The organism is Chamaesiphon sp. VAR_48_metabat_135_sub (assembly GCF_031418915.1).
Classification (GTDB): domain Bacteria; phylum Cyanobacteriota; class Cyanobacteriia; order Cyanobacteriales; family Chamaesiphonaceae; genus Chamaesiphon.
The window spans coordinates 1-2,695 of the sequence record NZ_JANOJV010000100.1 but is presented as its reverse complement, the minus strand read 5'-3'; the positions used below and the strand labels follow the sequence as shown (position 1 = coordinate 2,695).

At 49.4% G+C, this 2,695-nt stretch carries 2 protein-coding genes; one reads left to right on the top strand and one right to left on the bottom strand.

Annotation, left to right across the window (positions count from 1 at the left end):
- Positions 1–34 precede the first annotated feature (34 nt).
- Positions 35–622 (bottom strand): Uma2 family endonuclease, encoded by a 588-nt coding sequence (locus tag RMO55_RS07530; protein ID WP_310425467.1) that lies wholly within the window; start codon positions 620–622, stop codon positions 35–37.
- A 286-nt stretch (positions 623–908) separates the two neighbouring features.
- On the opposite strand from RMO55_RS07530, the gene mutS reads away from it, so the two are divergent.
- Positions 909–2,695: DNA mismatch repair protein MutS (mutS, locus tag RMO55_RS07525; RefSeq protein WP_310425465.1), on the top strand; the 1,787-nt coding region annotated here is incomplete at its 3' end.

Sequence of the window (2,695 nt, the reverse complement as noted above, 5' to 3'; positions counted from 1 at the left end):
TTGGGAAAATTAGGTTGGCATTAATCAAATATTTTTACAAAATCGTACTTAGATCGATCGAGCAGCCAACTAAAACATCTTCACCATCAAGATTCAGTGGCGACTGCAATATTTCCACTAGCTGCCCCAATCGATAAACTTCCACCTGCTGTTGCTGGGGATTGATCAGCCATCCCAACCGCACACCATTAGCTTGATACTCCAACATTTTAGATTGGAGGGTGGTTAAGCTATCACTCATAGACCTCAGCTCAATCACAAAATCGGGAACGACCTGAGGGAAGGCAATTTTAGCCGAGATACCCTCAAATTTAGACTTTTCGATCCAAGTCACATCAGGCGATCTAACTGCCCCAGAAGGGAGTGTGAAACCACCAGAAGAATCAAAAACTTTACCTAGTTTAGCTTGCCGATTCCAATTAAATACCTGAGCCGCCAAATCAATATTTCGCTCAGAGCTTTCCCATCCTGCTGGTGCCATTATCACTAATTCTCCGGTAGCTGTTAACTCAAATGGCATGTCTGGGTTATCTTGACACAGTTGCTCAAACTCTGCGTGGGTGAGGCGAAGAGTGATATGGCTGATATCAACTAGCAGCGGTCTGGTGTCTAGAGATTGCATAATGATTAGTTATTGCTGGTTCCCGATATTTTATTTTAACTGCTCTAGCTTCAATCTCAATCCGTACCTTCTGTGGGAGTCCCCCATAGTTTGTTTGATCGATTGAGCTACATACCGCCTAATTTCTATGGAATCATGCAGGGTAGCTCGCCAATTGTGGGATCTAAGCCATTTCAACGATCGATCTCCTCCCTACAAGCAGCGAATAGTAAAATAGCCATTACTGCAAGATCCCCGACTTCTTGAAGAAGTCGGGGATCTGTCCCCACCCTATTCCACCCTATTCATGTCTGACAACATCCTCGACTTGACTGGTATTCGCACGAGCCAGAGCCAAATTCGCAACGGTGACTATCGATTGCTCGACAAATCCAAGCTCTCGCCAATGTACCAACACTATGTCGAGGTGAAGGAGCAATATCCTCATGCTTTACTCCTGTATCGTTGTGGTGACTTCTTTGAAACCTTTTTTCAGGATGCAATTACAATTGCGCGAGAACTAGAATTGGTACTGACTAGCAAGGAAGGTGGGAAAGAAATCGGACGGGTACCAATGACAGGCGTACCGCACCATGCAGTCGATCGCTATTGTGCCATGTTAGTCGAAAAAGGCTACGCGATCGCCCTGTGCGACCAAATGGAAACCGCCGCCGAAGCCGCAGGTAGTTTAGTTAGGCGGGAAGTTGTGCGGGTACTGACTCCGGGCACGATTCAGGAAGAAGAAATGCTCCAATCGCGGCGGAATAATTTTCTTGCCGCGATCGTCCTCGTCGGCGATAATTGGGGACTAGCCTATACAGATATCTCTACAGGTGAATTTCTCACTACTCAAAGCAGTGATTTAGAAGTTCTCACTCAAGAGCTAATGCGGTTGCAACCGCCGGAAATCCTGATTCCCATCGCCGCGCCAGATTTGAATCGTCTCTTGCGCCCAGGTGAAACCTCTGACTTACTCCCTACCAGCCTCCCGAATTGCTTCTGCTACGCCATGCGTCCCCTGGCACCATTTACCCTGCCAGAAGCCAAGCAACGGCTGATGGATACGTTTAAAATGCGATCGCTAGAATCTTTGGGGTGTGCGCCGTTTCCCCTTGCTGTACGGGCTGCTGGCGGCTTATTAGAATATCTCGAAGCCACCCAAAAAAGTAATCCCGTCGCCCTCCAACCGCTTCGTACCTATTCCCTTGGCGATTATCTCGTCTTAGATCATCAGTCGCGCCGGAACTTAGAAATCACTCAAACCGTTCGAGACGGCAACTTTCAAGGCTCCTTACTGTGGGCATTAGATAAAACCTGTACCGCAATGGGTGGACGCGCATTACGTCGCTGGATCCTGCAACCCCTACTCGATATTCACAGTATCAGTAAACGCCAGGATACGATCAAAGAACTCGTCGAAAATACCTTCCTGCGCCAAGATCTCCAACAACTGCTCAAACGGATCTACGATATCGAACGCCTGACTGGAAAAGCCGCATCTGGACGCGCCAACGCCCGCGATTTAGTCGCCCTCGCCGACTCCTTCCTCAAACTGCCCGAACTCGCCACGATTGCCAACCAGGGCAAATCCCCATTTTTAAAAACCCTGCACCATGTCCCCGCCGAACTCGAAGCCTTGGGACAAGATATCGCCGCCCATCTCGTCGAACATCCACCAATTCACCTCAAAGAAGGCGGGATAATTCGCCCTGGAGTCAACACCCAACTCGACGAAATGCGGCTCTCAGCCAGTGGCGATCTTCAGTGGATTGCCAACCTAGAATCGATCGAACGGGAACGCACGGGCATCGCCAATCTCAAAGTCGGATTCAATAAAACCTTCGGCTACTATATCAGCATCTCCCGCCTCAAAGCCGACCAAGTACCCGCCGACTACATCCGCAAACAGACCCTCACCAACGAAGAACGCTACATCACCCCCGAACTCAAAGAACGGGAAGTCCGCGTCCTCACCGCTCAAGAAGATCTCAACCGGATCGAACACGAAATCTTCATCGAACTCCGCACCATAGTAGCCACCCACACCGAGCAAATCCGCACCGTAGCCCGTAGTATCTCCGCGATCGATGTCCT

Bases quoted from the DNA above. Each gene is read 5' to 3' on its own strand.
- RMO55_RS07530 (WP_310425467.1), bottom strand. From the start codon at position 622: ATGCAATCTCTAGACACCAGACCGCTGCTAGTTGATATCAGCCATATC.